The following is a 20,079-nucleotide window of genomic DNA, read 5'->3' as shown; positions in this document are numbered from 1 at the left end:
AACGACACCTTTCTTTGTTCAAATTATCCTTCTAGCACAAGGTCAAAATCATCTTCTTCTTTCTGCTTCTGATCATGTTCTGGCTTTTGGGGTTCTTTTTTCTCAGAGAAGTTCACAAGTAGGTTGGCGCCAATTCCAATAACAAGTGCGCCAGTTAGTGCGCCGATTAAATACGCCCACCAGTTTCCTACTGAGAAGAATCCGTATAGTCCGCCAATTGGCGGCATGATGTCATGGACACCTAATAAGGCAGCGACCCCGCTTCCAGCAGCACAAGCGACGACATTCAGCGGAATCAATTTCAAAGGATTGACGAGTGTAAAGGGAATGGCTCCTTCTGTAATCCCGATAATCCCCATCACAAGACCGCCTCGTCCGGCTTCTCTAAACGTAGGAGAGAAGTTGCGTTTTCGAATCAATGTCGCAAGCCCGTATCCAAGCGGCGGAATGACAATCGCGATATTGACGAGAATGGCAGGAAGATAGACACCTGATAGGAAGAGCGCGTTACCAGCCATCCAAGCTGATTTATTCACTGGGCCGCCAAGATCAAAGCCAATCATGGCACCTAGAATGAGAGCAAGTGCGAGTGTACTTGTTCCATCTGCGACCATGCCTTTGATCCATTCAATTAATGCGGTGTTCAAAGCCCCTAATGGACCGCCTAGCAGAACGGACATGAGAAGTCCGGTTAAGCCAACAGTAATGAGCGGTAAGATGAGCAGAGGGACGAGTCCAGCTGCGGAGCCTTGAATTTGAATTTTTCTTTTCACAAAGAGAGCGACATATCCGGCAAAGAAACCTGCAATGACGGCGCCGATAAAACCAGCATTTGTTGAGCTGGCAAGAGCTCCGCCGATAAAGCCGGCCGCAAGACCAGATTTATCCGCAATCGAATAGGCAATAAAGCCAGCGAGCAGTACGTTCATTAAGCCAATGCCTGTCCAGCCAACCTGTTCCATCAAATAGGCACCATGTAAAATGCCGCCTGCATCTTTATAGGCGTTTAAATCTGATACACCAAAACCTAATCCGACTAGTTTGGCTAAACCAACGATAAGTGAAGCTCCGATGATCACCGGAAGAATATAAGAAATACCGGTCATGAGGTGGCCTTCAATGACTTTTAATTTTGCTTTCATTCTGCTTTGCTCCTTTCTATATGGCATTGCTCTTGTTTATTGGGATTCAGATTTTTTCTTTTCAACCAGCGCAACGGCTTTTGTGATGATTTGCTCGGCATTTTTTAGGGCGCGTCCGATTTCGACACGAACAGTAGGAATACCTGAGAAGCGTTCAGCGTCGTTAATGTGCTGATTGGAGGCAATAATGCAAAGGTCTGCCTGCTTAGCTTCCTCTGCTGTAATGCCATTCACCTGTCCCATAATTCCTTGTTGCTCGATTTTAATCTCGTGTCCAAGCTGTTTACCCGCATTCTCTAATGCTTTTGCTGCCATTGGAGTATGAGCTAACCCTGCTGGGCATGAAGTGACACCGACAATTTTCATTGTGTAATCCCCTCTTTCAATTGTTGTTCAATGACTTCGTAATAATAGTCTGCTGTTTGACCGGGTTGAATCTTTTCGATGAAAGCAGGCTCCATTAAACTTGTGGCAATGCCAGACAGTAATTTGAGGTGTGTGACATTGGCCTCTTCTAGTGGAACGAGCAGTGTAAATAAATAGCTAGTTGGCAAATCGTCGAAGCTTCCCCATTCAATGGGTTGTTCAAGTTCTAAAAAGAGAAGTGAAGCCGTTTGAACAGCAGAGCTTTTTGTATGAGGAATCGCAAAACCTTGCTGAAGTCCTGTTGAGACTTCGTCTTCGCGTTTCAACAAATCTGTTAATAACCCTGACTGATCATCTGTAATGTGAAGGTCTTCAGCTTTCTCGGAAATGTATTGTAAAATCTCATTCTTTGATCGACCGTTTACTTGTGTAAAAACATGATCTTTTTGGAACAAGCTGATCCCTTCTCTCTTGTTTGTTAAGCGCTTACAATTTGATTGTAATGTACTTTTCGATATGGTTAAATAGCATCATTTTCCGTTTGAAATGGCAAAAAGTTTATGAAGCGAACAGACTAGTCATCTGAATATCTCAAATCCTAGCTTAAAACGAGTTTAATTATGTCAAAAATAGATTCTACTAAAAAGGATTCTGTGATATTCTTCCAAGGTATTGTAAAAGATAAGGGGGTCTTTTCATGTTTAAAAAGCAGGTCAAATCCTGTGTGGTTGTACTCATGGCCATCATTCTATGTATGGCTGCATTACCTGGGTACGAGGCATCAGCAGTTAGTAAGGGCACAAGTGTCAATGAAGCCATTGGGTTAAAAAATGGTGAAGTCATCTCAGGTACATTACAGAATGAAAAAGAAGAGTCATGGTACCAAATCACGCCATCTGCACAAGATGTGGCAAAACATACACATATGCAAATTGCTGTCAAAAGCAAACAAGTGTTATCTGTATCGGTCTACCCAAGTAAGGATAGAGCGATAAAGGATGACACTTATTCGAGATATCGTGTGGACACAGCAAGTGGAGAGACAGAAATCAACTTCCCGCATGCATGGTCAGGTCCTTACTATGTCAAAGTGCTGTATTTAGGTTCAGAGGAAGACAGCCGTGATGAGGAAGAGGATGCAGCATATACAATCGGGTATAAAGGCGCGAATCTTCCGCCATCTGAACCGATTTTCCCTGAAGAAGAAGAGCTAGGGATCATCATTATTGAGAAAAAGCATGGACGTCAAATTCTTCAATCCATTCGTACGATCGAAGACAAACGATTCAATGAAACAGCCGATGGTCAGAAGCTTACACGTCTGCTACAAAAAACAAAGCCGTTTCTTAAATCTAAACTCATCAACAATCAAAAAAAGCAGCAAACGGTGTACAATCATTTGCTTACATTAAAATCATTGCTGAATGACGTAGAGAAAAATGGTGCATTCAGCGGTCATATCGTCACAGAGAAAGAGCAACAGGCGATCCGTTCCCTTTTTGATATGCTCAAAGAGGCAAGTCCAGCCTATCTAAAAAAGGAATTAGAAACAGTGGGACAAAAAGTAGGAATCGATCAGCTTGAAGGAAAATCGATCGGTTATGTATTAGAGAAACAAAAGCTTGTTCCAGAAGAAAAGGTCAACACAAACAAAATCATCTTTAAATTAAAGGATGGACAAACGCTTCAATCCGCAAAAAAGAAGATGAAAGGCTACGGAATTCAAGAAAACCGTGTGACATCTCAGTCAGTAAATCCTTTATTTAAAGGAATGTATGTTTACGATGTACCGGCAGGGAAAGAATCAGCTGGCAAAACGCTTAAAGCAGGCAAAGCTGTGATCAAAAGCACGGCGAGAAAGCTTTCTAGTATGCCGAATGTTGAATTTGCAGAGCCTGTACAAACGTATCGTGCGCTCAGTAATGACGCGCAGTATGGTTACCAGTGGCCGCTGAAAAACAGTGCGCAGAACAGTGGGAAAAAAGGCGCTGATGTGAAGTTTGAACAAATGAATACATTGATTGGCACAAGCAAAATGAAGCAAACGTTAATTGCTGTTGTGGATACAGGTGTCGACAGCCGTTTGTCCGATTTAAGCGGAACGGTTCGCACAGACTTAGGTGCTAATCTGATTGGCCGTAATAAAGATGCAATTGATGACAATGGCCACGGTACCCATGTGGCAGGTATCATTGCAGCAAAAGCCGACAATCATTACTCCATGGCAGGGCTGAACCAACATACAGGTATCATCCCAGTCAAAGTACTGGATGCGTATGGAAATGGAGATACAGAGCATATTGCTCTTGGCATTAAACATGCAGTGGACAAAGGTGCAAAGGTCATCAACATGAGCCTTGGCGGCTACTACAGCAAGGTCATTGAATATGCGATGAACTATGCTGCACAAAAAAATGTATTAGTGGTAGTGGCGAGCGGAAACGATGGCATTCCAGAAATGGGTTATCCTGCGACTTCCAAATACGCCATGGCAGTTGGTGCAAGTAATCGCATGGATATTGCCGCTGAATTCTCAAGCTATGGGAAAGGATTAAGCATGTCTGCACCAGGGTCTGATATCCCAAGCTTAATGCCTGATGGGAATGTTTCATACCTGAGCGGGACATCGATGGCTACACCGTATGTTGCAGCAGCAGCAGGATTACTGCTTTCTAAAAATCCAACCCTGAAACCAAATCAAGTGAGAAATATTTTACAAAATACAGCGGATGATATTTCATTTAAAGCTGTTGATGGAACAGATGACGTTTTCTATGATGAAAATGACGAGCCTGTTGTCGATCCGAAAATTCCGGGTATCGATTGGATGACAGGACATGGCAGACTCAATGCTTTTGCCGCGTTAAGTGCTGTTGAATTAAACGCATCAGTTAACAAAGTAGAAGATCAGCATCAAAAGGTGACAGGAAAGGCGAAAGCCGGCGCTGCCATTTCTGTGTATAGAGGCAAAACCCTGCTTGGAAAAGGCACGGCAAGCAAAAAGGGAACCTTTAGTGTGAAGATCAAGCATCAAAACAAAAATAAAGTGCTTCACATCAAGATATCAAAAGGAAAGGCTGCGACTTCGCTCAAAACGGTCGTGAAAAAGGGCAAAGCACCAGCTAAGCCAAAGGTGAATCGAGTAACAGTGAAAAGTAAAACGGTCAAAGGAACTGCGGGTGCAGGCTTGACAATCAAGGTGAAGAACAAATCAAAGAAAGTCATTCAAACGGTCAAAACGAATAGCAAAGGCGCATTTACGGCTAAAATCAAGCCGCAAAAAGCCAAAACCGTCTTGTATGTGACGGCTTCAGATGTGAGAAAAAGAGAAAGTAAAGCAGTGAAAGTTGTTGTGAAAAAATAGTTTTGCAGCTTCCCTTTTGAATAAAAAGGGAAGTTTTTGTTTTTTACTGGAAAAATGACAATAACTGTCGATAGTAATATAGTAGGAAAAAAAAGGAGGATTTATCGATGAAAAAAATCATGTTTGCTTTCTTTCTATCATTGCTTCTCGTTTTCCCAAGCTTTGCACATGCAGAGGAAACAGGAGCAGTACCAGCATCCGTACAAGTAACAGGCGTCACAGCAGCAGACGGTGGTATAGTTAATTACGGTTCTGGCAGTAAATATCGTGTAGGTTCATATTATCCAGCTACTTTTAAAGGAACATTAAAGGACACAAGTGGTCAACTCATGGCGAATCAGCCAATTCAGCTTTATTTTGAAGCAGCAATCAAATCATATGCTCAAACAGCGACAGGTACAACAGACGAGAATGGACAATTTTCACTAACGATTCAAGTGCCTGCAGGTGCAGGCTACCGTACATACAATAATGCAGGCTGGTCTACACATTACTACGATATCGTTCCAGTGACTTTCACTTCAAACGACATCACGCTATCTTCAAATGTGACAAGTGTGTACCATTTGGCATATACATCACGTTACTAATCTGCTAGAAGAGGCGACTTGGCGCAAGCCTGTCGTTTTCATAGAAAAAAGGATGTCACTAGCTGACATCCTTTTCTTTTTGTTAGCAAACCTGCTGGGCGGCAACCGAAAGAGTCGATAAACAAACACTCATGAGCCGTTTCTCCCAGATTCGATCGAGCTTTGAGCTTTACATCTTGAGCTTTGATGGATAAGACCTTTGAATACTTGAGCTTTCAGCTTTGAACGTTCAGCTTTGAGCTTTTATCATGGATCATCCTAAGATGATCATCAGATGAGGAGGGAATGACCTTTCCCTCGGAGGTGTTTAGTCCTATCGATTTTCGGCTCACTAACAAAATCGACTAGTCGATCTGTATTTTTGTCAAGGTATTGCTTTCTGATAAGGAGAAATCCACTTCCATTTGGAAATCTTCAATCTCTTTCGAAAGCTGTTCAATCTTCACTCGAAGACGAAGAGGGTCAATGATCGCCGCCTCATTTTCAGCTAGGAATGACTTGACGATCTCTTGGTTGGCAGCGGCTTGTGTTTTCCCGTCTTTCCCAAATAGTGTTTCTAAATGCTGATCCAGTCTCTTTTTCACATCTTCATTGATTTGTTCTGACCGGTCAACCAGCTCTGTGTAGACCTTTTTTAATTTTCGTAAATAACGAATATCGTAATCTATGGATGTCTTGCGTTCAATGGCTTCTGCTACGGTCATGCTAACACCCGCCACCTCAATCGTTGTCGTAGCATTCGACACAACGATGGCTGATTTAATGGCATTTCGGCGTTTGATTAATGCTTGAATCGATTGGTCATCTGCTTTTGCCTTTTTTTCTACTTCTTCTTGATTTTGAAATCCGTTCTGTATATGTTTCCCGATGATCAAACCACCGAGTACGGCTTCATCAATCGTTCGGCTGATTCTCTTATCTAACATTTTCAGTTCACTTAATGCTCTTGTAATGGTCATTTCCATATTAAAAACAGCTCCCTTGATTCATCCTGAAAATCATAGATTCCTATCATATACCAAAATGTCTTTGTTTTGCTAGTGATATCCTTTTTTGGGACAAACAAAAACCCTGGTGCTATACACCAGGGTTTTCTCGTTTTTTCTGAATCCATGTTGTCACGTAATAGGCAGCATAGCAGAGTGCGATAAAAGGGATACCGCAGATAAGAGCAATACGCTGATTTGGATCAAAAGCAATGCCGATCACAGATGCAAGGCATAGGAGGAAGGCAGCAATCGGAACCACCGGATAGAGCGGGGTTCGGAAAGATAAATCATGAAGCTGTCCGCCATCCTGTAAGAATTTTTTGCGAAACATGAACTGTGAAGCTGCAATTCCCATCCATACAACAACAACGGCGAGTCCAGAGATTGAAACAAGAACCAGATACACTGTTTCAGGTGCGATGACACTCGATAGCAAAGAGAGAATGCCCCCAATCATACTCAAAATGAGTGCATTCAAAGGAATTCCCTTTGACGTCAATTTTGCCAGCTTTTTAGGTAATGTTCGTTCTTCAGAAAGGGACCATAGCATGCGAGATGAGGCGTATAGCCCTGAGTTTGCCGCAGATAAAATCGCTGTCAGAATGACAAAATTCATGAAATCTGCCGCATAAGGAATACCGATGCGGTCAAATACCACAACGAAAGGACTTTTGATCACCCCGGCTTCTTCTACTGGAATTAAGCCGGCTAAGACCACGATCGTTCCGACAAAAAACAGGACAAGACGTAGCACAGTCGTGCGAATCGCCCGGGGAATGGTCTCATCTGGATTGACACTTTCGCCCGCAGCAATCCCAATCAGCTCAGTACCCGAAAAAGCAAAATTAACAGCCAACATGGTCATTAAAATCGGTAAAAAGCCGTTTGGGAAGAGACCCCCATCTCCAGTGAAGTTAGAGAAGAACGGAGCGGCCTCACCGCCTTTTAGTGGAATCAATCCAAACATCGCGGCTCCGCCAAGGATAATAAAGAGAATAATAGCCATGACTTTAATGCTAGAAAACCAAAATTCCGATTCTGCAAAAAACTTAACTGTAAAAGCATTGAGTAAAAAGATGAGAAGTGCAAAAACACCGCTCCACATCCAAACTGATGTGTCCGGGAACCAGCGCTGCATTAAAAGACCTGCCGCTGTAAATTCTGAACCAAGTGCCACGGTCCATGTCAGCCAGTAAAGCCAAGCCACTGTATAGCCAGTGCCGGGCCCAATGTATTTTGTTGCATATGTGTGAAAAGCGCCTGTAACCGGCATTGCGACAGACAGTTCACCTAAACAGAGCATCACGAGGTACACAATTAATGCCCCAACCAGATAAGCCAAAATCGTTCCCGCAGGTCCGGCCTGATTGATCGTATATCCTGAGCTTAAAAAGAGTCCTGTGCCAATCACGCCACCTAAAGAAAGCATGAACAGGTGACGGCTTGTCATTTTTCGTTGATATTGTTGTGACTGATCTTTTGCTTGTTCCATGTCTTCCCGCCCTTTTGCTTAAAAGTATGTGTGTTGAGTCATGATGCTACGATGTTGCCTGTTTTAAGATATCGGTAATATCCTCTGGTGTCGTCCGGCAGCAGCCGCCGATGATTTGTGCGCCGTCTTTATACCATTGCTGCGCACATTCACCAAATGTATGGTGAGACGTATCGCCGCTCCAAACCTTTTCTTCAGGATCATATAATTCCCCTGAGTTCGGATACACGACAATCGGTTTGCTCGTCCCTTTTTTCATCTCCTGAATGAGAGAAGACATATATTGCGGCGGTGTACAGTTTACGCCAACAGCAGCGATCTGCTCATATGGCTCAAGTGCTTGTACACAGTCTCTAAGTAAATCTCCTTCACTAATGTGCTGACCATCCTTTGCACTAAATGTAATCCACGCATATACACCGCTGAACTCATCCTGCAGCAGTTTAGCGATAGCGATTGCTTCAATGAGACAAGGGATGGTTTCACAAGCGAGAATATCTGCACCAGCCTCTACCAATGCTTGAATTCTTGGTCTGTGAAAATCAATGAGCGCCTGTTCTGTGAGTCCGTAATTTCCCTTATATTCTGAACCGTCAGACAAATAAGCGCCGAAGGGCCCCACAGATCCAGCGACGAATGGTTTTGTCCGCTCTTTACGATGTGTCTCATCCTGCCAAAACTGCTCGCATGCTTCTTTTGCTAACGTGACAGATCGTTTCATTAATTCGATGGCATCTTCTTTTGTGTAGCCTTTTTCAGCAAAGCCATCAATTGTCGTTTGGTAGCTGGCTGTTGTTGCACAGTCAGCACCTGCTTGGAAGTAGTCCAAGTGTACTTGCTGAATCAATTCTGGCTGTTCAATGAGGATTTTGGCTGACCATAAACTGTCGTTTAAATCACAGCCCTTTCGTTCAAGCTCCGTTGCAAGTGCACCATCTAAAATCAAAGGTGTGTGAGCCTGTAAACGGCTTTGAATAGGATTCATATAAATCAAACAGCCTCCTTTGTCGATCGGAAATAATGGATATGATATGAGGCAGTAGTTTAAATGACTAAAGTGTTTTTGTCAAGGAGAGGAATAAGCATCATATGACGGAAAAACCCTGAAAACATGCGGGTTTGAGTGCATAAACATGCAGTCGAAATAATAGAAAACCAAGTCATTGACAGCCTCTAAAAAGAGATATATATTATGGAAAGGTTCATTTCAGAAAGCTTCATCAAAAGGCGCCGTCTTTTGATTTTTATTTTGTCCAACGACTGTCTTCTTTCGTGCAGAAAGAGGGTTTTTTATATGCTTAAAAAAGGAGGAAAGAAGAAATTGAAAAAATGTGTAAAAGATATTGCAATGATTCTAGTTGGTTCTTTTTTATTTGCTGCAGCTGTGAACATGTTTGTCATTCCACTTGAGTTTGGTGAAGGCGGCGTAACGGGGCTGTCCATCATTTTCTACTATATGTTTGAGATTGCGCCGTGGCTGACAAACCTTGTGTTGAATGCGATTTTATTACTTGTGGGGTATAAATACTTGGACAAGAAGACCACGATCTACACAGTGGTAGCTGTCGCAAGTAACTCTCTATTTTTACATTTGACCACTACATGGGTGGTGAATGTCCATGAATTGATCATTGGTTCTATTTTCGCAGGGATCATCATTGGTATTGGCATTGGTCTTGTTTTAAGAGCGGGCGGTACAACAGCGGGATCTGCCATTCTTGGCCGAATTGCGAATAAGTATCTAGACTGGAACGTGAGCTACGCCATCTTGTTCTTTGATCTGATCGTTGTTTTTGCTTCTTACTTTATTATTGGTGCGGAAAAATTAATGTTTACGATTGTGATGCTGTATGTGGCGACTAAGGTGATGGATTTCGTCATAGAAGGGCTTAACACGAAAAAAGCAGTGACGATTATTTCTTCATGCAAAGATGATATTGCAGAAGAAATCAATCACACCTTGGATCGAGGCGTGACCATTTTAAACGGTCGCGGTCATTATTCGAAGGAATCGAAGGAAATTCTCTATGCAGTCATTCAAAAACAGGAGCTGATGCGTTTAAAGAAAATCATTAAGAAAATTGATCGAGACGCATTCGTTGTTGTCCATGACGTGCGTGATGTGTTTGGAGAAGGATTTGTGAATATATAAAAAGTAAAAAAAGACACCTCCACTATAAAGTGGCGGTGTCTTTTCATATGTTGAGTGATCTTATGTTTAAGGGACTATTTTTTCAAGGTATCATCTTTTTTCTCGTTACTTTTCAGAAAGAAAAAACGTATACACTCAGCAATGGCGGCTCCCACCACAAACAGGATGATGGGTGTAATGGTAAAAGGTTGTTTGAAGATGAACAAATACACGATATAACACAAAGTTAGTGTAATGACTAAAGTGAGATAATTACTCCACATTTTTTTCAAGGTTATCAGCTCCTCGTTTTTTAAGGTCTACCATTATTCGGTATTGGTTGGGTTGAAAAGAACTAGCCACTTTCAGCCGTTCTCATCACTTTAATTCGAGTTGAGTGTTCGTAAAACTTAGTATGATGATCATAAGGATAAGCCATTGTGAATGAACTTCTTAATTCCATAAAATTCAGCTTATCCCTTTAAAATAAAGAGATTAAATGGGGTGTTTCCTCATTTATTGATATTCGTTCTTGTTTATGTTTGTTGTTTACAATAGACACACGCTAGATTTATCTTGATCAGGTGAAGCCTTGAAGAAAGAGAAACTTCCTGTATGAATATTTATAGGGACGTTGAGTGTGAAAAGTTGCTAAATATACCTCTTGTCACATTATACTATGTATTGTATAGTATAAATGGTTAGGAGTTGTAATCATGAATGCACAATTAAAAAAAGGTTTACTTGAATTCTGTGTACTGGCGGTATTAAAGAAAGGCGATTCCTATGGTTATCAAATGATTAAAGATATGTCCCATTGTATTGAGATTTCAGAATCGACATTATATCCGATATTAAAGCGGTTAGAGCAAAACAATTATGTGGAGACCTATTCACAGGAACATAACAGTCGATTAAGAAAATACTACCGGATGACAACAAGTGGCCGTGAGCATATGGCACAGTTTTTAGCGGAATGGGATCAAGTGATGGCGATTTACGACTTTATTTCTGGAGGACAGAGCAATGAATAAAAAAGAATTTTTAGCCAGCTTGGAGAAGCACTTGCATCGTCTGGGCGAAAAAGAAAGTGATCGGTTCATCGAGTATTACGATGAAATGATCGAGGATTATCAGGAAGATGGCTACAGTGAACAGGAAGCAGTTCATCAAGTCGGTCAGCCTGCCATTATTGCTGAAGGGATTATGAAGGAACAAGGAATCAAAACCGTTCAGGTGCCGACGTTTGGAGAAAAAGCCACAAGGCTCTCCATCCTCATTTTGGGCTTTCCGTTATGGGGCAGTATTCTAGCAACAGTCTTCCTGCTGTTTCTTTCTGTGTATATGGTGATTTGGTGCATTCCACTCGTGACAGGTACAATGACGCTAGTTGGTCTGCTCGGCGGTTTTTGGAGCATCATTGGTTCTCCGTTTATTTTTCAAGACGGTTTGCATGTGGTGGTGACGCAGATCGGAGTTGGTATTCTTCTATTAGGTGTCGGATTATTAAGCGGCATAGCCACGGCGTATTTGACAAAGCTATTTGTGCAAGGGACTGTTCAAACCACTAAGGCATTCATGGGAATGTTTAAAAAGAAGGTCGTGAGAGTATGAACGTGAATGATTTAAAAAAGCAATGCATCAAATGGGGGATCATCTTCACCGTTGCCGGAGGAATTGTCATGGCAATTGGTTTTGGACTTTCAGGCTTTGACCTAGATGCATATCAAAACAATGACCAGTACAATGTGTTCCGCACGATCAATTGGAGCAAGCCATAAATGAAAGACCCGCTTATGCGGGTCTCAGCGTGTAGACAAACCCTCGCATTCGGTGTCAGTCCTGCGCTTCGGTGCTCACGAATGTCAAATTCGCTCCGCGCCGATGCTCGTCCTTCCTAGACTGCAAAGTTTTTCTATCACGCTGAAAAGAAGACAAAGGGCTAAAATCAAGTTCATTTTAGCCCTTTGTCAACAATCTGCCACCCGCTTATGCGGGTCTTTTTTTCGCTCTGGCAACAAAGAAAAAATAACAGCAGAGTGCGCCAAGGTCACAGAGCATAATAATCAGCCCCATGGGAAAGGCAGTCTGGCTTCCAGCTAAGCCGACAAGGGGTGTCATGCATGCGCCAAGAAGCATTTGTGCCACACCGATGAGGGCAGCGGCACTTCCAGCATGCGCACCGTGATGCTGCATCGCAAGAGAAGGAGCAGACGTGCCGACAATCCCAACGCTAGAGACCACAAAAAAGAGCGGAATGAGGATGCCATAAAGCCCTGCATCAATAGAGATCATCACACACAAGGTGACGCCTCCTAAAGCAGCTGTCAGCAGCCCAATGCGAAGAACTTTCTCCTCACCAATTTTCGCAGCAACGCGGGCAAATACTTGTCCGGCTGTGATGATGCCAAGACTATTCACCGCAAAGGCAGCACTGAAGCCTTGCGGAGAAAGGTTGAAAATCTCCTGCAATACAAACGGTGATCCAGAGATATACGCAAACATGGCGGCGAAGACAAGTCCTTGTGAGAGAGCATATCCGACAAAGAGTCGATCGCTCGCTAGAATTTTCATCGCACCTAGGATTTGTTTGAAGCCCCCAGTCTGTCTGCGTTCCACAGGTAAGCTTTCTTTCAATGAAAACATCGATCTTAGAAGCATGAGCGCCCCGAGGATTCCTAGCAGAACAAACACACCCTGCCACGTCGTGAACCGTAACATTTGTCCGCCCACGATCGGTGCCGCTGCTGGAGCCACTCCGTTGACTAACATGAGCAAAGCAAAGAATTTCGTCATTTCTGAGCCTTCATAATGATCTCGCACGATGGCTCGTGCAATGACAATGCCTGCTGATCCAGCAAGTCCTTGAATCAGCCTTAAAAGAATGAATGTCCAAATTGATGTGACCACTGTGCATAAAAGAGAGGCCGCAATAAAAATGATTAATCCAACCATCAGCGGCTTTCTTCTGCCGACTGTATCACTGATTGGACCTGCAATCAGCTGTCCAAGCGCAAGTCCAATCAAACAAGCCATGAGACTTAACTGAGACAGCGCCGTGCTTGCTCCAAAGTCACGGGCGATATTAGGTAAAGCAGGTAAATACATATCCATTGCCAGCGGTGCAAGGGCTGTTAAAGAGCCAAGAAGCGCGGCAAGGAGGAATCGATTTTTTTTCGATTCTTGGGGATAAGATAAAGAATTCATATGATGCCACTCCTCGTATATGTCCTCAAATCAGCATAATGAATCAAGCTTTCCATTTCAATCAAAATTTTCAAAGAAGTTTTCGTGCAAAATCATTGATCTTTCGAAGGAGACTCTTTACATTGAATGAGTAGAGAAAAGAATCAGATCATCGGCATGCAGTGATTGCATGATACGTATATCCATTCATAGACAAACAGGAGGTGCTGGCATGGAGCAGCAAGAGTTGATCATTCGTCAAGCGGTGAGTGAAGATCATGAGGCGATCACACATGTGCTGATCAAATCATACGCACAGTATGAGCCTCAATTTACAGAGGAAGGCTGGCAAAACTATTCTGCAGCCCTGCGAGCGGCTGTAGATAACCCAAACATGGAGTTGATGCTTGTGGCCGAGCTTGAGGGCAAGGTCGTGGGAACCCTTCAAATGTTCCGATCATCAGAACAGGCATATGACAAGCCAGAGATGGGCATTACTTCAGCGATTGTCCGGTTTTTAGGGGTAGATCCTGATGTGAGAGGAAAAGGTATTGCAGAGTCCTTGTTGCGTAAAAGTATAGAACTGACGCAATCGTGGGGCGAGAACGTCCTGTATCTTCATACATCGGATAAAATGCAGGCCGCCATTCGTTTATATGAAAGAATGGGCTTTGAACGGGCACTTGATAAAGAATTTGTGAATCAAAATGGGACGCATGTGAAGAGCTATCAGTATGTGATTAAAAAAGAACAGCCGGCTGGCTCATAACATACACCGAATAAGAAGAGGAAGAGTATGTCCTGCATGGACGGGACTCTTCCTTTTTCTCATGACACCCATACGTTCAGTGCCATATATGAAAAGCACCAGGAGATTAACCCGAACAGGACAAAGAATTTCAACACATGTTCATAAGGGGTCAGCTTTCGATCTCTTTTCGTTTTCACAAGCCGCCAGTAAAGGGCATAGCCACAAAAAACCAAGATGATTTGTCCGAGTGCTGCTACGGTTTCGATGATTGTGATTCCGTTCATTTGTTTTCACCTCACCATATGTCTTCCATAGGCAGCAGCAGTGAACCTTTATTTCTTCAAAAGAAAGCAGTGTATACTAGAATAAGAAGTAGATGCAGAAGGGGTTGTGACCGATTGTTTCCGCTATATGCAAATTCTTGGGATGACGTAATCGAGAGAAAAATCAAATACGATGATCAGGTTGTGGAACATACGTGTCAGCTGTTAGACGCACAGGAGCAGCAAGTCGTGTTGTTTCATAAAATTCAAGAACCATTTACAATGGTTGCTGGTGATGACACTGTCACGATTCCAAAAGGGAGTTATACGACCGCCTATTATTGGACGGACCGGCCTTACAATGTCTATTTTTGGCGGGATGATCAAGGCAATGAACTTGGCTCTTATTTGAATATCGTCAGACATACATGGTTTGAAGAACGGGCGGTTGTTTTTGAAGATTTATTGATTGATCTACTCGTTCTTCCGAATGGTGATTTCTTTGTTTTGGATGAAGATGAACTGCCGGAGAGTTTAGCTTCCTTTGAACACGGCTCTGTTCAACGAGCACTACATGATGTCATCCATTCGTTAGCGCACATCCTCGATCAAGTGAGGCTGGATGCGAAAGGGAAATATCATCACACCTTGTTTCAGAAGATGTTGAAATAGAAAAAACGATTCCTTGCTGAAAGGAATCGTTTTTTATCAAACCTTGATCCGGTTTAGTCGTTTTTGTAAATCAGTTTTTGTTTTAGATGCTTTTAGTTGTTTGACCGCACTTTGAGCGGTTGCTTTTGTTTTCTTTGTTCGTTTGGCTTCGGCTTTTTTAACTTTTTGTTTGGCATCTGTCACTTTCTTTTGATAGGCGACTTGTTTTTTGACTTTGTCGAGCCGGTTTTGCAGGCTTGTTTTTTCTTTGCCTTTGGATAGCTTTTTAATAGCCGTTTGGGCACTTTTAATCGAGCTTTGGGTTTTATTTTTTTCAGCTGATTTGATCTTCGCTCGTGCGTCACGAATATCAATGGCTGTTTGGACTTTTTTGACTCGGTCAGTGAGTGCGGTTTTTTGTTTACTTGCAGTGAGTCTGCCAATTTTCGTTTTGGCTTGATCAACATCTGTCTGTTTTTTAGATGTTTCGGCTGTTTTGACTGCGCTTGTCGCAGCCTTTAAAAAGGTTGACTGCGGCACATATTGCACGCGGCCATAGCCGAATTGCGAATCTTTTCCTTTTGCGCCAAGATCCACTGTATAGCTGCGCAATAAAGTGCGGAGCTGAACATTTGTTTTCTTAGGATGTAGCTGTTTTAACAGCGCCAGCATCCCTGTGACATGCGGTGCCGCTTGTGATGTACCCGTGGCATACCAATATTCATTTTTCAAATAGGTACTGATGACGTTCTCGCCGGGAGCGGAAAATTCAATTCCTTTCCCCGTATTAGAGATGGAGGCGAGTTTGTCTTTGTCAGTCGTTGCGGAAACAGCAATGACGCTATTGTATGCGGCAGGATAACTAATCCCATTCTTCTTTCCATCATTTCCACTTGCAGCAACGACCAGCAGTCCTTTTTTGTATGCTTCATCAACTGCTGAACGTAAAATCGGAATGTTATCTTCAAAACCTAGACTTAGGTTGATGATGTCCATCTTATTGCTAATCGCCCAATCAATGCCTCGGAGCAGACTGTATAAGTCGCCCTCTCCTTTTTTATCTAATACTTTTACAGCATACAGCTTCACACCAGAAGCGACGCCGACCGTACCGTAATCATTATTGAGCGCCCCAATTGTACCGGCGACATGTGTTCCATGTCCTTCATCATCTTTGTAAGAAGACGTGTAATCGACGAATGATTTACCACCGGCTACCTTTAAATCTTCATGTGGGAAAATACCAGTATCCAGAACGGCTACTTTCACATTTTTCCCTGTCACGCCTTCTTTGATTGCTTGCTTTACATTGAGCTTCTGCAAGTTATAAGATTTTTGTACCAAAGCATCCTGACCAGTAGCAGTAGCTGTTTTTTTCACGGTAGAAGCAGCGAGTTTGACCCTAACGTTTTTTGAAACATAAGCGATGTTTGGGTCTTTTTTAAGTGAGGTGACAGCTTGCTCATCTGCTGTCACTGCTACAGCTGGAAGATGTATGTATTGAGCGTTCACTTTTTCACTTTCTTGAATAGCCGTCTGTTTTCCTTTTTGATTTTTATAGACGATGATGACATCTGTTTCTTTTGGTGGTGCAGCTGCCTGCGAATGGAAGGGCAAAGCAGTTGTCAAAGCAAGAAGAAACGCGATGACCACGACGATTTTCTTTTTCAAGGCAATGGCTCCTTGCATATGAGGTGACCTCCGTCTTTTTTTCTTTATTATATCGGAGAAATAAGATAGATGGTTAGAAGAATCATAGTCTAGAAAGAAAGTTTTTTTCACACGTATCCCGAAATTGAATTTCATAGAATTCTAGTAGACAATAGAGAGATCAAAATATGAGAAAGAAGGACATGCCGATGAATGTAAAAGAGTATATGACGTATGATGCAACGGGATTGGCGTCACTTGTGCAGAAAAAGCAGGTCACGCCCGAAGAGCTTGTACAAGCTGCATTTACTAGATTGGAAGAAGTGAATCCAGTACTAAATGCGGTGATTCATACTAGACGAGATCAAGTGTTCAAAGACATGAAGTCACTAGATGCGGATCAGCCTTTTGCTGGTGTTCCGTTTGTGTTGAAAAATATATCGCAGGGGTTGGAGCATGAACCTTTGACGGCGGGTGCTTTGCTGTTAAAGGATGTAAAGGCGCAAACAGATTCCCACTTTGTCCGTCGATTGAAGCAGGCTGGGCTCCTCATGATCGGTCATACAAACACACCTGAATTCGGATTGCGAAATGTGACAGAACCCTATTTATATGGTCCGACGAGAAACCCTTGGAATGCTGACTATTCTCCGGGCGGTTCAAGCGGCGGGACGGCAGCAGCTGTGGCAAGCGGCATCGTACCGGCGGGTGGAGCGAGTGATGGCGGAGGGTCTATTCGGATTCCGGCATCCTTTACTGGTTTATTTGGACTCAAGCCAACAAGGGGGAGAACACCGGTCGGCCCGGGTGCAGGAAGGCAGTGGCAAGGAGCTTCCATTGACTTTACGCTCACAAAAACAGTTCGAGACAGTGCAGCCCTGCTTGATTTGCTTCAAGTCATTCAGCCAGAGGCTGCGTTCCAAACGCCATTATATGACGGCAGCTATCAAGAGGATTTGGTGAAACGAACCTCTTCTATGCGAATTGCTTACAGTGTAGACTCTCCAGTAGGCACGAAGGTGAGTGAGGAAGCAAAGCAGGCAGTCTTGAACACTGTGAAATGGCTGAGTGAACAAGGGCATCAAATAGAGGAAGCGAAGCCGGACATTGATGGTGTCCATCTGATGCAGCAATATTATGTCATGAACAGCGGTGAAATGTCTGCCTTATTTACCTCTCTGGCTCGTTCATTCGGGCGTCCGGTGAAGCCGGAGGAGACAGATATTGTGGCATGGGTACTGGCGGAAGCAGGAAAAAATGTGACAGCTGCTGCTTATACAGAAAGTCTTGATGCATGGGATATGGCCGCTGCAAAAATGGCCGCATTTCATCAAACCTACGATCTATATGTGACCCCAGCTACTGCCTATTCGGCTCCAAAGGTTGGCGAGTTGATGCATAACGATCAAGAAATTGCTGCATTGTTACGTGTGTCATCCCTTTCAATGCAAGCACAGCAAGATCTGATTTATGAAATGTTCCTCAAGAGTTTGACCTACACACCATTTACACAGCTGGCTAACCTAACCGGCCAGCCATCTATGAGTGTGCCAGTTCATCTCACAGAAGCAGGCATGCCTTTAGGCGTACAGGTGACAGCACCGAAAGGAAAAGAGGACTGGCTGCTCAGACTGGCGTCAGAAATAGAATCATCCTCATTATGGAAAGGAACGCATCCATTACTGAATCAATAATACAATGGCATCGACGTTGGTCTATGGAGGAAAGGAGTGTCACACGTGAGTACGAAGGACAAAATCATTCAAACGGCCGCACTTCTTTTACGTAAACAGGGGTATCATGCGACAGGGTTGAATCAAATCATTAGAGAGAGCGGCACGCCGAAAGGATCTCTATATTATTACTTTCCAAATGGAAAAGAAGAGCTGGCCATAGCAGCCGTTGAATATATTAGTCAAAGGGTCATCGATCAAATTGAAGCAAGCTTTGCCTATTCTGATGACCCATATGTCGCCGTCGATCATTTTATGACAAATATTATTCGGGGTTTTATGGAGCAAGAAAGTGAAAGAGGGATACCGATTGTCTTACTGGCGGCTGAGTCAAAACCTGAACATACAAAACTTCATGCTGCATGCAAACAAGAAATGATCCGCTGGCAAGAGCTTGTCAAAGAAAAGCTGATGAATAGCGGATATGATGAAACAAAAGCGGATGAGCGGGCATCTCTCCTTCATTCAATGGTCATCGGCGGATTATCAATGACCACTGCATTAAAGCAAACGACTCCTTTAGAGCACGTAAAATGTTACCTTAGACACTTATTTATGCGAGAAGAGTAAAATCTCTCGCATATTGCCTATCTATTATATCAATTGGTCTATATAATAAAGATAGTCAATTAGTCATGAGGAGTGATGGGATGTCGGAGCAACCACAATCGATCAAGCAATCCGAAGATACCTCTTTTTATACCGTGTCCGGTTCGGGGGAGCTGTATGGTTTGGAAAATCAGCTTGTACATGTGCTGGCAGAAGCAAATCAAACAAATCAACTGTTTGAGCTTGTCTTAATCACAGGTGGGAAAGGTGCTTACTTTCCGCTGCATTGTCATGAGACGCTATTTGAAACCATCTTTGTGCTGGAAGGGAAGCTGGAAGTGATACTGGACGGTAAAAAGTATATGGTGACGGCCTGCGATTATATTCATATTCCGCCCAAAACAATTCATGGCTATAGAATGCATAGTCACAAAACAAGGTTTATTTCTTATACACTGGGCGGGCAAATGACAGATGTCTATCAGCAAATCGGAAAGAGGCTGTTGCAGAATGAATGGCCGATGACTGATCACCCATTTGATGCAGACAGCTTTCATCAGGCTGAAAAAGAAAGCGATATCATATTGATGCACGGCATTAGGGAGCTATCCAATACAACCAAGCCAGCTGTTTTGTTTCATAGTCAGCTCCCGCGCGCAGTGCAGCCATATGTGCTGGAGGCTGGTGAAGGAAAGCAATACATGGTCGAAGGTCAGCTTCATGAGCTGATTGCGACAACGGAAACAACAGGAGACGGATTTAGTTATTTTGTGATTGAAGGGACAAAGGGAAAAGGATTACGTTCGCATTATCATGAAATGCATACAGAAGCACTTTATTGTGTTGAAGGCAGAATCAATCTTCAGTTAAACGGAGAAAATATTTGCTTGATGCCAGGGGATTTTGCCTATATTCCTCCGAATACCGTTCACTCGTATGAATTCGTGTCTCATTCAAATAAAATGTTGGTTTTGCTGCTGCCTGGCTATATTGAGCAAGTGTTTGAACAATTTGAAGAAGCACAAAGTCCAGGTATGTGCCCTTATTTTATACAGGAAGGGGACATGATGGAGGATGGGGAGACCTCTGCTCAGTATGATTTGGTGTTTGTCGAAGAAAAATAGCTGTGTAACGCGTTACACATATTGAAGTAAACAACCTGCTGAATAAATCGGCGGGTTATTTTGTTTTCCCTTATGGAACAGCATCCATATTCATATGC

At 43.1% G+C, this 20,079-nt stretch carries 20 protein-coding genes; 11 read left to right on the top strand and 9 right to left on the bottom strand.

Features of this window, described 5'->3' with window-relative positions:
* Positions 1 to 23 precede the first annotated feature (23 nt).
* Genes LCD32_RS04585 through LCD32_RS04575 form a run of 3 tightly spaced genes read right to left on the bottom strand, consistent with a single transcriptional unit; the run spans position 24 to position 1,963 of the window.
* Positions 24 to 1,142 (bottom strand): PTS fructose transporter subunit IIC, encoded by a 1,119-nt coding sequence (locus LCD32_RS04585; RefSeq protein ID WP_017358746.1) that lies wholly within the window; start codon positions 1,140 to 1,142, stop codon positions 24 to 26.
* A 36-nt stretch (positions 1,143 to 1,178) separates the two neighbouring features.
* The gene (locus LCD32_RS04580; RefSeq protein ID WP_007498438.1) at positions 1,179 to 1,508 is read right to left on the bottom strand and encodes a PTS fructose transporter subunit IIB; all 330 of its coding nucleotides are present in this window, start codon (positions 1,506 to 1,508) and stop codon (positions 1,179 to 1,181) included.
* Positions 1,505 to 1,963, bottom strand: a complete 459-nt coding sequence (locus LCD32_RS04575; protein WP_007498437.1) for a PTS sugar transporter subunit IIA — start codon at positions 1,961 to 1,963, stop codon at positions 1,505 to 1,507. The genes LCD32_RS04580 and LCD32_RS04575 overlap by 4 nt, the downstream gene beginning before the upstream one ends.
* A 242-nt stretch (positions 1,964 to 2,205) precedes the next feature.
* Between LCD32_RS04575 and LCD32_RS04570 the strand changes: the two genes are divergently transcribed.
* Both LCD32_RS04570 and LCD32_RS04565 read left to right on the top strand, forming a co-directional pair.
* A complete protein-coding gene (locus LCD32_RS04570) occupies positions 2,206 to 4,872 on the top strand; it encodes a S8 family peptidase (protein ID WP_224562911.1) in 2,667 nt (888 codons plus the stop codon).
* Positions 4,873 to 4,979: 107 nt separating this feature from the next.
* Positions 4,980 to 5,462, top strand: a complete 483-nt coding sequence (locus LCD32_RS04565) for a hypothetical protein (protein WP_048003127.1) — start codon at positions 4,980 to 4,982, stop codon at positions 5,460 to 5,462.
* Between the two features lie 344 nt (positions 5,463 to 5,806).
* Here LCD32_RS04565 and LCD32_RS04560 read toward each other — a convergent pair whose 3' ends face one another.
* The 3 genes from LCD32_RS04560 to mmuM all read right to left on the bottom strand — a co-directional run bounded on the left by LCD32_RS04560 (position 5,807) and on the right by mmuM (position 8,928).
* Positions 5,807 to 6,427, bottom strand: coding sequence for a hypothetical protein (locus LCD32_RS04560; protein WP_017366532.1), 621 nt, complete (start codon positions 6,425 to 6,427; stop codon positions 5,807 to 5,809).
* Between the two features lie 112 nt (positions 6,428 to 6,539).
* Entirely contained in the window at positions 6,540 to 7,943 is a 1,404-nt protein-coding gene (mmuP, locus tag LCD32_RS04555) for an S-methylmethionine permease (protein WP_008342173.1), read from the bottom strand.
* Positions 7,944 to 7,989: 46 nt separating this feature from the next.
* Positions 7,990 to 8,928, bottom strand: coding sequence for a homocysteine S-methyltransferase (mmuM, locus tag LCD32_RS04550; protein WP_046526612.1), 939 nt, complete (start codon positions 8,926 to 8,928; stop codon positions 7,990 to 7,992).
* Positions 8,929 to 9,264: 336 nt separating this feature from the next.
* Here mmuM and LCD32_RS04545 point away from each other — a divergent pair, with 336 nt between their 5' ends.
* The 4 genes from LCD32_RS04545 to LCD32_RS04530 all read left to right on the top strand — a co-directional run bounded on the left by LCD32_RS04545 (position 9,265) and on the right by LCD32_RS04530 (position 11,855).
* Complete coding sequence (locus LCD32_RS04545; protein ID WP_025206673.1) at positions 9,265 to 10,095, top strand: YitT family protein; 831 nt, start codon at positions 9,265 to 9,267, stop codon at positions 10,093 to 10,095.
* A gap of 695 nt (positions 10,096 to 10,790) precedes the next feature.
* Positions 10,791 to 11,108 carry a PadR family transcriptional regulator gene (locus tag LCD32_RS04540; protein WP_017366535.1) on the top strand — a complete coding sequence of 106 codons (318 nt, stop codon included), beginning with the start codon at positions 10,791 to 10,793 and terminating at the stop codon, positions 11,106 to 11,108.
* On the top strand, positions 11,101 to 11,688 hold the full coding sequence (locus tag LCD32_RS04535) for a DUF1700 domain-containing protein (RefSeq protein ID WP_017366536.1): 588 nt from the start codon (positions 11,101 to 11,103) through the stop codon (positions 11,686 to 11,688). Before LCD32_RS04540 ends, LCD32_RS04535 begins: the two co-directional genes overlap by 8 nt.
* The gene (locus LCD32_RS04530) at positions 11,685 to 11,855 is read left to right on the top strand and encodes a hypothetical protein (protein WP_017360401.1); all 171 of its coding nucleotides are present in this window, start codon (positions 11,685 to 11,687) and stop codon (positions 11,853 to 11,855) included. The genes LCD32_RS04535 and LCD32_RS04530 overlap by 4 nt, the downstream gene beginning before the upstream one ends.
* Positions 11,856 to 12,063: 208 nt before the next feature.
* Here the strand turns inward: LCD32_RS04530 and LCD32_RS04525 are convergent, their stop codons facing one another.
* Positions 12,064 to 13,281: a multidrug effflux MFS transporter gene (locus tag LCD32_RS04525; protein WP_041508178.1), complete on the bottom strand. Its 1,218-nt coding sequence runs from the start codon at positions 13,279 to 13,281 to the stop codon at positions 12,064 to 12,066.
* 211 nt (positions 13,282 to 13,492) lie between these two features.
* On the opposite strand from LCD32_RS04525, the gene LCD32_RS04520 reads away from it, so the two are divergent.
* The gene (locus LCD32_RS04520) at positions 13,493 to 14,029 is read left to right on the top strand and encodes a GNAT family N-acetyltransferase (RefSeq protein ID WP_008342165.1); all 537 of its coding nucleotides are present in this window, start codon (positions 13,493 to 13,495) and stop codon (positions 14,027 to 14,029) included.
* Between the two features lie 59 nt (positions 14,030 to 14,088).
* On the opposite strand, the gene LCD32_RS04515 is transcribed toward LCD32_RS04520, so the two are convergent.
* Entirely contained in the window at positions 14,089 to 14,295 is a 207-nt protein-coding gene (locus LCD32_RS04515) for a hypothetical protein (RefSeq protein WP_065459755.1), read from the bottom strand.
* A 114-nt stretch (positions 14,296 to 14,409) separates the two neighbouring features.
* On the opposite strand from LCD32_RS04515, the gene LCD32_RS04510 reads away from it, so the two are divergent.
* Positions 14,410 to 14,946 (top strand): DUF402 domain-containing protein, encoded by a 537-nt coding sequence (locus LCD32_RS04510; protein WP_065459757.1) that lies wholly within the window; start codon positions 14,410 to 14,412, stop codon positions 14,944 to 14,946.
* 36 nt (positions 14,947 to 14,982) lie between these two features.
* Here LCD32_RS04510 and LCD32_RS04505 read toward each other — a convergent pair whose 3' ends face one another.
* Positions 14,983 to 16,596 carry a S8 family peptidase gene (locus LCD32_RS04505; RefSeq protein ID WP_224562908.1) on the bottom strand — a complete coding sequence of 538 codons (1,614 nt, stop codon included), beginning with the start codon at positions 16,594 to 16,596 and terminating at the stop codon, positions 14,983 to 14,985.
* 188 nt (positions 16,597 to 16,784) lie between these two features.
* Between LCD32_RS04505 and LCD32_RS04500 the strand changes: the two genes are divergently transcribed.
* The 3 genes from LCD32_RS04500 (at position 16,785) to LCD32_RS04490 (ending at position 19,981) form a co-directional block, all read left to right on the top strand.
* The gene (locus tag LCD32_RS04500; protein WP_224562905.1) at positions 16,785 to 18,269 is read left to right on the top strand and encodes an amidase; all 1,485 of its coding nucleotides are present in this window, start codon (positions 16,785 to 16,787) and stop codon (positions 18,267 to 18,269) included.
* Between the two features lie 45 nt (positions 18,270 to 18,314).
* Positions 18,315 to 18,878, top strand: coding sequence for a TetR/AcrR family transcriptional regulator (locus LCD32_RS04495; protein WP_017366541.1), 564 nt, complete (start codon positions 18,315 to 18,317; stop codon positions 18,876 to 18,878).
* An 80-nt stretch (positions 18,879 to 18,958) separates the two neighbouring features.
* Positions 18,959 to 19,981 (top strand): quercetin 2,3-dioxygenase, encoded by a 1,023-nt coding sequence (locus LCD32_RS04490; protein ID WP_046526606.1) that lies wholly within the window; start codon positions 18,959 to 18,961, stop codon positions 19,979 to 19,981.
* Positions 19,982 to 20,079 lie beyond the last annotated feature (98 nt).

Origin of the sequence: Bacillus sp. RSS_NA_20 (assembly GCF_020165915.1) — a bacterium.
Lineage (GTDB): Bacteria > Bacillota > Bacilli > Bacillales > Bacillaceae > Bacillus > Bacillus altitudinis.
This window is presented reverse-complemented; position numbering and strand designations above follow the sequence as displayed.

Excerpts from the sequence above, each read along its gene's own strand:
- LCD32_RS04585 (WP_017358746.1), bottom strand. The coding sequence starts at position 1,142 with ATGAAAGCAAAATTAAAAGTCATTGAAGGCCACCTCATGACCGGTATT.
- LCD32_RS04580 (WP_007498438.1), bottom strand. The coding sequence starts at position 1,508 with ATGAAAATTGTCGGTGTCACTTCATGCCCAGCAGGGTTAGCTCATACT.
- LCD32_RS04570 (WP_224562911.1), top strand. The coding sequence starts at position 2,206 with ATGTTTAAAAAGCAGGTCAAATCCTGTGTGGTTGTACTCATGGCCATC.
- LCD32_RS04565 (WP_048003127.1), top strand. The coding sequence starts at position 4,980 with ATGAAAAAAATCATGTTTGCTTTCTTTCTATCATTGCTTCTCGTTTTC.
- LCD32_RS04560 (WP_017366532.1), bottom strand. The coding sequence starts at position 6,427 with ATGGAAATGACCATTACAAGAGCATTAAGTGAACTGAAAATGTTAGAT.
- mmuP (WP_008342173.1), bottom strand. The coding sequence starts at position 7,943 with ATGGAACAAGCAAAAGATCAGTCACAACAATATCAACGAAAAATGACA.
- mmuM (WP_046526612.1), bottom strand. The coding sequence starts at position 8,928 with ATGAATCCTATTCAAAGCCGTTTACAGGCTCACACACCTTTGATTTTA.
- LCD32_RS04540 (WP_017366535.1), top strand. The coding sequence starts at position 10,791 with ATGAATGCACAATTAAAAAAAGGTTTACTTGAATTCTGTGTACTGGCG.
- LCD32_RS04535 (WP_017366536.1), top strand. The coding sequence starts at position 11,101 with ATGAATAAAAAAGAATTTTTAGCCAGCTTGGAGAAGCACTTGCATCGT.
- LCD32_RS04530 (WP_017360401.1), top strand. The coding sequence starts at position 11,685 with ATGAACGTGAATGATTTAAAAAAGCAATGCATCAAATGGGGGATCATC.
- LCD32_RS04525 (WP_041508178.1), bottom strand. The coding sequence starts at position 13,281 with ATGAATTCTTTATCTTATCCCCAAGAATCGAAAAAAAATCGATTCCTC.
- LCD32_RS04520 (WP_008342165.1), top strand. The coding sequence starts at position 13,493 with ATGGAGCAGCAAGAGTTGATCATTCGTCAAGCGGTGAGTGAAGATCAT.
- LCD32_RS04515 (WP_065459755.1), bottom strand. The coding sequence starts at position 14,295 with ATGAACGGAATCACAATCATCGAAACCGTAGCAGCACTCGGACAAATC.
- LCD32_RS04500 (WP_224562905.1), top strand. The coding sequence starts at position 16,785 with ATGAATGTAAAAGAGTATATGACGTATGATGCAACGGGATTGGCGTCA.
- LCD32_RS04490 (WP_046526606.1), top strand. The coding sequence starts at position 18,959 with ATGTCGGAGCAACCACAATCGATCAAGCAATCCGAAGATACCTCTTTT.